This window comes from Chromohalobacter sp. 48-RD10, from assembly GCF_029889785.1.
GTDB lineage: Bacteria > Pseudomonadota > Gammaproteobacteria > Pseudomonadales > Halomonadaceae > Chromohalobacter.
This window is the reverse complement of sequence record NZ_JARANX010000041.1, coordinates 1-7,251: the sequence shown is the minus strand read 5'-3', so window position 1 is coordinate 7,251 and position 7,251 is coordinate 1. Positions and strand designations below refer to the sequence as shown.

The 7,251-nt window shown below is 47.3% G+C and carries 8 protein-coding genes and 1 pseudogene; 4 read left to right on the top strand and 5 right to left on the bottom strand.

Translation table 11 applies throughout. The annotated features are described in order from the left end of the window. Together OP496_RS16215 and OP496_RS16210 are read right to left on the bottom strand one after the other, a co-directional pair. The coding region (locus tag OP496_RS16215; protein WP_280564829.1) for a DUF1705 domain-containing protein at nucleotides 1-449 on the bottom strand (449 nt) is incomplete at its 3' end. Between the two features lie 13 nt (nucleotides 450-462). Next, nucleotides 463-1,203 (bottom strand): phosphatase PAP2 family protein, encoded by a 741-nt coding sequence (locus OP496_RS16210; protein ID WP_247620132.1) that lies wholly within the window; start codon nucleotides 1,201-1,203, stop codon nucleotides 463-465. Between the two features lie 159 nt (nucleotides 1,204-1,362). Between OP496_RS16210 and OP496_RS16205 the strand changes: the two genes are divergently transcribed. Genes OP496_RS16205 through OP496_RS16195 form a run of 3 tightly spaced genes read left to right on the top strand, consistent with a single transcriptional unit; the run spans nucleotide 1,363 to nucleotide 4,115 of the window. Further along, nucleotides 1,363-2,121, top strand: a complete 759-nt coding sequence (locus OP496_RS16205) for a glycosyltransferase family 2 protein (RefSeq protein ID WP_247620131.1) — start codon at nucleotides 1,363-1,365, stop codon at nucleotides 2,119-2,121. Beyond that, nucleotides 2,114-2,401 carry a lipid-A-disaccharide synthase N-terminal domain-containing protein gene (locus OP496_RS16200; protein ID WP_075368761.1) on the top strand — a complete coding sequence of 96 codons (288 nt, stop codon included), beginning with the start codon at nucleotides 2,114-2,116 and terminating at the stop codon, nucleotides 2,399-2,401. Before OP496_RS16205 ends, OP496_RS16200 begins: the two co-directional genes overlap by 8 nt. Next, nucleotides 2,367-4,115: a glycosyltransferase family 39 protein gene (locus OP496_RS16195; protein ID WP_247620130.1), complete on the top strand. Its 1,749-nt coding sequence runs from the start codon at nucleotides 2,367-2,369 to the stop codon at nucleotides 4,113-4,115. Before OP496_RS16200 ends, OP496_RS16195 begins: the two co-directional genes overlap by 35 nt. 35 nt (nucleotides 4,116-4,150) lie before the next feature. Here the strand turns inward: OP496_RS16195 and OP496_RS16190 are convergent, their stop codons facing one another. The 3 genes from OP496_RS16190 to OP496_RS16180 form a co-directional block, all read right to left on the bottom strand. Then, on the bottom strand, nucleotides 4,151-4,531 hold the full coding sequence (locus tag OP496_RS16190; protein WP_246923546.1) for a hypothetical protein: 381 nt from the start codon (nucleotides 4,529-4,531) through the stop codon (nucleotides 4,151-4,153). A 470-nt stretch (nucleotides 4,532-5,001) separates the two neighbouring features. Further along, nucleotides 5,002-5,373 (bottom strand): diacylglycerol kinase, encoded by a 372-nt coding sequence (locus OP496_RS16185; RefSeq protein WP_178999936.1) that lies wholly within the window; start codon nucleotides 5,371-5,373, stop codon nucleotides 5,002-5,004. 110 nt (nucleotides 5,374-5,483) lie between these two features. Continuing rightward, nucleotides 5,484-6,896 (bottom strand): mannose-1-phosphate guanylyltransferase/mannose-6-phosphate isomerase, encoded by a 1,413-nt coding sequence (locus OP496_RS16180; RefSeq protein WP_178999935.1) that lies wholly within the window; start codon nucleotides 6,894-6,896, stop codon nucleotides 5,484-5,486. Between the two features lie 118 nt (nucleotides 6,897-7,014). Here OP496_RS16180 and OP496_RS16175 point away from each other — a divergent pair. Then, a pseudogene (locus OP496_RS16175) lies at nucleotides 7,015-7,251 on the top strand (hypothetical protein); the annotation flags it as partial.

The window sequence follows — 7,251 nt, the reverse complement described above, 5'->3', positions numbered from 1 at the left end:
CTTTTTATACGAAACCAGATAACAAACAGTGAAGGAATAGCGGCATAAACAATCATGTATCCAAGGAACCCCCAAGTAAACAGCTCACCAGCTTCCTTGGTATCCGTCTGCAGAACGTTGTTCACCATATCGGTATTGAAGTATACGCCATAACGGCTTGTATAAAAGTTAACGGCCGCTGCCAAACATATTATGGCGACAAGAAAAGGTTTCGCCAGCCAACGATTCACTAAAAAGACAAATACAAAAAACTGCAAAAAAGTAAGAACAACCCCATACTCGAGCAAAAGCAACCAGTCCATTATTCCTACTGGAGAGATATAATCAAAAACCTCATCCCAAAAAGGCGTATTATAAAACAATGTAGCACCAAGGCTCACCAAAAAGGTCAGGAAGTCCGTCGTCAAAACCGGACGCAGGAAGCTCAGCCTTGAAAATAAATTATACATAAACGACCTCACCTCAAGAATTAACAAGATCACCAACAGCGACTTTTCGATTTTTAATTAAACCAAAAAACAGATACGCCAATATTCGGGAAACACTAAAACTAATCATCAATGTCCACAAATCATGCGACAAAAAATGAGCCCCACGAACTTGCTGATCAATACCAAAAAGAAGGCCCATAGACATAGCCCCCCCTGCACCTAAACGTCTCCACTTAGAAGAGACAAAGAGGTAGTCGAAAAAGAAGTACAAGGCAATCCAGGCATAACCCGCACTAGCATGCCCGGCAGGAAAGCATGCAATATCTGGAAACTTAGAAGGCCACTCTTGGAAAAAACCAACGTAAGGAATATTCCCTCCGTAGCGTACTAAATCCCAAGGACATGCCACATTAATGCTGTTCTTTATAGAAGAAACTATTAATGCGGAAAGTGCAACTGATACAAAGAGATACACCAAAGGACGACGCAGACTTTTCATTGCCCCTACAAAGAAGGTTGCAACAATTGCCACCAAGACCACTACACCTATAGATATACTAAAGCGTTTCCCTATATCATGCAGAACATACTTAGTCAGCCAGAAATCCGATAACGTCCAATCACCTCCCTCCATCGTGTAAACGGCATCAGCCGTCCTAAAATCTAATTCAAAATAAGCTATTGCAATAATTAACAGGGTGAATAAAACCCACATCTTCAACAAGGGCACCCAAGGTGATTCACTGTATTTTAAAAAAGTTCTGGGGAGCATGTGCACATCAACTTTATATATAACAAGGATACTTCATGATGTCACCCCACTTCTTAAGTCATGCTTACGCGCAACAAATAAATTCATCAAAAGGCTTAAGAATACCTTAAGAAAAAATATTTATAATCAAGACAAAGCCACTACTTTATATATGCAATCATGCGACCAAAAACACTATCAGTCATCATTCCTGCAAAAGATGAAGTTGAAAACTTACCAACGTTGCTTGATGAAATTGATCAGGCACTTGTTTCAATTGAACACGAAATCATCGTTATCGATGATGGCTCTATAGATGACACCCAAAATTGGCTTGCAAATGAAGCCAGGAAAAATCCACGGCTACGCGCATACCGCCACCACAAAAGCTCCGGACAAAGCACGTCTATCTGGCAAGCGGCAAGGCTAGCGGAAGGGGATTGGTTGGCGACTATCGATGCCGATGGACAAAACGACCCGGCAGACATACCTATCCTTTATCAATATGCGAGCACTAACACAGTCACGGTAATTGCTGGGCACCGCAATAAAAGACGTGATATTTGGCATAAGAGGTTTTCTTCAAAAATCGCCAACCGTATCAGGAGCAAACTACTGAATGATTCAACACCCGACACCGGGTGTGGCCTTAAATTAATAAACAAAAATGCGTTTCTTAAACTGCCATATTTTAACCATATGCACCGCTTTATACCTGCGCTTATTCAAGCGCAGGGAGGGACCTGTATTTCTATGAATGTAAACCACCGAGAACGTCAAAACGGACACTCACATTATGGTTTACATGACAGACTTTGGGCAGGGATTATAGATATTCTCGGTGTTATGTGGTTGCGCCGCCGATCACGACTACCGGCAAATTTAATGCCGCTGGTGGATTCATACCCTACTGACAACGACTCCGGCAAACATGTTTAAACCCGACTTAATCTGGATGATTATTGGATTTCTTGGACAAGGCTTTTTTTCGGCCCGTTTCTTGGTCCAGTGGATTGCAAGTGAGAAGGCGCGACGCAGTATCGTGCCCAACGCGTTTTGGATATTAAGCCTAGGCGGAGGCGCCACGCTTTTTGCTTATGCAATTTATCGACAAGATCCCGTATTTATCGTTGGTCAGGGAGCAGGGCTTTTTATCTACATGCGTAATATGATCTTAATTCGTAATGAAACACATCGAAAATCAACGAAAAGTGAATAGCTTTATGCGTTTCTTGCCCTTGCCAATGACGATGGCCCGGCATAATCGGTTTTTTTGGTGCCTTTTTCTTCTTGGTAGTTTTGTAATTTTAGCGATTGGGCTGGGGCTACGTGATCCATGGCCAGCAGATGAACCACGCTTTGCACTCAATGCGCTTGAAATGCTTAAGACAGGTCAGTTTTGGTTTCCTCATCGCGCCGGCGAAATTTATCCAGACAAACCCCCTATTTTCATGTGGGCAATGGCAATAGGTATTGCTCTAACTGGCTCGGTCCGTTGGGGATTCATGCTCCCGTCTCTACTTGCTGCTTTCGGAACTCTCTTTTTAGTAGCAGATTTAACGAAAAGACTCTACGGTATACGCATCGCACTATTAGCCGGCGTTGCCCTGTTGAGCACGTTCCAATTTGCTCTTCAAGCTCGGACGGCACAAATAGATATGTCTCTCACTTTTTTTACTACGTTAGGGGCTTACGGGTTTCTACGCTATTCATTAATTGACGCCAAGAATATCTGGTGGTATGTCAGTTGGATCGCAATGGGCATCGGTATATTGACCAAGGGGGTAGGCTTTCTGCCCTTGGCGTTAATACCCGGCTGGATATTATTCTATAAACAAGGAGTAGTGCATCACCCTGCATGGAAACAGTATATAAAGGGTTTTTCATTACTTATCTTGACGGTTAGCTTGTGGGTCGTGCCCATGGTCTTGATCGCCACATTTGGAGACGATTCAAGTCTCACAGCTTATCGGGATAATATCCTTTTCAAACAGACGGGCGAAAGATATGCCAATTCATGGCATCACTTGAACCCTTGGTATTACTATCTAGCCAGTGTCATTCCTTGGGCATGGCTACCTCTAATACTGGCCTTCCCATGGCTTATTAAACACTGGCAGCGTCGATTGAGAAGACGCGATGCTAAGATTTGGATGCCTTTAAGCGCAATATTGCTGATCCTTCTGTTTTTTTCGTTGTCGCCAGGCAAACGAGGCGTTTATATATTGCCTACAATCCCATTGTTAATATGGGCGGTCGCGCCGTCCATACCCGGCCTATTGCAACAAAAGGGTCTCAATTATCTGGCAACATTTACTATCATTGCCATTTCAGGCACTTTACTAACTGCAGGAGTCTTAGGTGGTTATGGAGTCAGTAGCCTAAACGAATTATCGCAGCACTATGGAGTAGTGCCTTGGAATTGGTGGATGACGATTGGTGCGCTGTCTATCCCCCTCATCCTCTGGTTAAAACCGCACCGTGGAATGTTGATATTTGTAATATGGATGCTGGCCTTCTGGGTTTCATGGTCTACATGGGGCTATGTACTAATGAATACGGCCAGGTCGCCTCACGATATGATGCAAAATGTTCAGCGCATAACAGGAAAAAACGCTTCATTGGCGCTCCCGGATTTCGATGAAGAATTTGTGCTACAAGCACAACAACCCGTCGTGCAATTCGGCTTTAAAACCCCATTAGAAAAACAATTACAACGTGCTTACGCATGGGTTAAACAGTCTCCCGATGAGCGTTGGATATTAACACGAGCAGATCAGGCAAAAGGGGAAGCTTGTATCGATCAATCCGAAAAGCATGATCTGGGTATTCAGAACAGTGATCATTGGTGGCTTCTTCCCGGAAGCGCTTTTTCTCAGTGCCCAGGAAATAAAAAATCTGCGCCGCTATACGAAGCTCCCACGACAAAATAGTCATCACCACCCTAAAATCCCGTCAAAGAGAGGCTTTAAGCCTCTCTTAACATTATAGAAACAAAACCCCTTAACACCTCCAACCTGAGCTTTAAAATGAAAAAGACAATCGCTGTATCTGGCAATTCATCAAGATCACCAAGATCTTTCTTGATACTTTCAGCAACATGCTTTTCACTCTTCTTGATACTATCATTGATAGTTAAAACTACTAATTGGTTTACTGGAATAAATGGAACCATACACAACCTCTTTGCACAGCACCAGAGTTCTTTTCTATTCAACTTCATGCTAAGCATAACTGAACTTGGTGATGGCATCGTAGTGGGCATAATATCCTCAGCAATAGTAATATCCATGCTCGTAAGGAAAGAAAAAGCACCCGCTATACTTTTAGCCTTAACCATGACCAGCATATCTTTAACGGTTCCTCTACTGAAGTTTTTAATACATGAAAGTCGCCCAATGGTGGGGCTGTATGAAAACTGGGAGACTTTTTCTTTTCCGAGTGGTCACACCACATTAAACATAACGCTCTACTTGTGCATCCTCCTCCTATTTACTCATCACTTTAATGTTAAACACAGAATATTGACTGGCCTCACCATCTTTTCATTACTGTTCCTTATATGCTTTTCTAGAGTTTATCTGAATGCGCACTGGTTAACTGATATTGTCGGCGGGGTGTTTTTAGGGACAGGATGGGCTTGCCTTTTTTTCTATCTATTTTTGCACCAATTTTCTCAGCACCAAACCAATAAAAGCTCTTCCATTTACTTCGCAATACTTATTGCAAGCATTTTAACAGTATGGCCGCTTCACTCCTTTAAAGTCTTTCAAAGTGACGTAACAAGGTACACTTCAAACGACCACTAGATGACTGAAATCACTTCATTAAAATATTAAACCAGACCCAAACAACAAGCAAAAATGTCATAAAAACCGATGCTGACCCAAGATCCTTGGCTCGGCCGCTTAATGTATGCCATTGCGTTCCCACGCGATCCACAACAGCTTCAATAGCTGAATTTATAAGCTCCACTACCAATAGCAAGATGAGAGATGCCCCCATCATCGCTTTTTCTATAGGCAAGTAATCCCCAAAGGTAGGAATTGGCATCAACAATGCAAGGACCACTAATTCTTGACGAAATGCCGACTCATGCACCCAGGCAGCACTCAAGCCTTTTAGAGAACAAAAAAGAGCTTTATTTAAACGTACGAGACCTGTTCCATTCCATTTATCTAGATCAGCCATTTTGTCAACACGTCCAAATTTACAAAGAAGCTAGTAGGATAGACTCGATACCTTAAGGGCTGATTAAGTCTCTCCGCTTGATCATGGCTCCTGATACAAAACGTTCTCTATCAGTCGCGCCGATAATCGTCATCGAGGCGCACGATATCGTCCTCACCGAGATAGGCGCCGCTTTGCACTTCGATGAGTTCCAATTCGATGCGGCCGGGATTTTCCAGACGATGTGCGATGCCCAGTGGGATGTATGCGGACTGGTTTTCACCCAACAGGAAGATCTCGTCTCCCCGGGTGACACGTGCCGTGCCCGAGACAACGATCCAGTGCTCGGCGCGATGATGATGGCGCTGCAACGATAGGCGGGCGCCAGGATGTACGCGAATATGCTTGACCTGAAAGCGTGCGCCCTGCTCGACGCATTCGTAACTGCCCCACGGGCGATAGGCACGCCGATGGGCGATACCTTCCTGACGCCCGAGCGATTGCAGACGCGCGACCAGGGTTTTGACCTCTTGGACGCGGTGGCGATCCCCTACCAGCACGGCGTCAGCGGTTTCGACGACGACCAGATCCGAGATCCCGAGCGTCGCGACCAGGCGCGACTGCGACTGTACCCAGGCGTCTCGCGTGTCTTCCGCGATGACGTCGCCGCGCAGCAGGTTGCCGTCATCGTCTTTCGACGCAACGTCCCACAATGCTTGGTAGGAACCAACATCCGACCATCCCGCCGCCAGAGGGACGACGACACCGGCTCGGGTATGTTCCATGACGGCGTAGTCGATGGATTCGGCATCGCATTCGGCGAATGCGCCCGCCTCGGGACGTAGAAAATCGAGGTCTGCGCCGCGTCCGGCCCATGCCTTCTCCACCGAGGCATGCATGGCCGGGCGCCAATGTCTCAGCTCTTCGAGGTAACGATCACCGCGCAACAAGAACATGCCGCTGTTCCAGAGATGATGGCCGTCATGCGCAAATTCATGCGCGCGGGCGGCATCCGGTTTCTCCACGAAACGTACAAGCGGTTGCAAGCCCGCCGTGACATCGGCGACCTCCAGATAGCCATAGCCGGTTTCTGCTCGCGTCGGCACGATGCCAAACGTCACCAAGTCACCTCGCCCCGCCGCCGGCAGCGCCGTCTTCACTACTTCGTGGAACGCCGCCACCTCTTCGAGGTGGTGGTCGGAAGGCAATACCAACAGAGGCGCGTCACGGTTCGCGCTGTCTTCACGTGCCTGCTGGCAAAGCGCCGCCATGGCGATAGCCGGTGCGGTGTCGCGCCCCTCGGGTTCGAGCACGATATCCGCCTCACAGTCGATTTCACGCAACTGCTCGGCGACCAAAAAACGATGGGCATCCGCGCAGACAACGATGGGACAAGCCACGTCGAGCCCCTCCAAGCGCAAAAGCGTCGCTTGCAGCAGGCTCCGCTCGCCAAGCAGCGCCAGGAATTGCTTGGGCGTATCGCGACGCGATAGCGGCCACAGACGCGTTCCATTACCGCCAGCGAGAATCACAGGCGTCAGCATGGCATCTTCCTCATCCGGGGATATCTCTGAGCGTACGTTAACCAGCCGCCACGGCAGGCGCCAGTCCTGTCATGACATCGCCTTGACAACCTTCCCCCGCTTCCCGAGGATTAGCGCCTTGTTTTCCGAACGAGGCGGATCGCCACTCATGCCGTTGTATCGTGTCTCGCTCAATGGCGTTGCGCGCTGGTATTACATGCGCACACGCTTTGCGTTTACTTCCCGCCTCATGTTGTCGCAACCCGGCACGACACGACAAATGGAAGCGGTGGGCAGCAGTCGCTTCTTTCTCGATGCGGCGTCGAATACGCTATTCAAACTGGTAGCCGACAAATACACGGTGCGGCGCCACCCC